Here is a 318-nt window from a genome sequence, read left to right on the forward strand (position 1 = left end):
CGTTTTAGAGTCGTAGCACTCAGGCTCTAGGCCCGAACTAAAACAAATATACTATTAAGACCAAAAACCAAACAAAAGCTGAACAGAGCTAATGATGATTAGTGGTTAATAAACTCTAATCCGCCTAGTTTATTTTTTAGTTTCTGAGACTAAATCATTCCTTCGAGATTGATAGGAAGCAAAACTCAGGATCAATTAGGAAATCTTCACAGTTCAGTGGCTTTAAATTCTGCCGCTTATCCACAGAGCCACAATCAAAATCTAGCCGCCTTGGTAAAGCATAAGTAAATTAGTGGGTTGACGTTCTCTGGGGGGGGG

Origin of the sequence: Vibrio sp. 10N.261.51.A3 (assembly GCF_041471965.1) — a bacterium.
Taxonomy (GTDB): domain Bacteria; phylum Pseudomonadota; class Gammaproteobacteria; order Enterobacterales; family Vibrionaceae; genus Vibrio; species Vibrio crassostreae_C.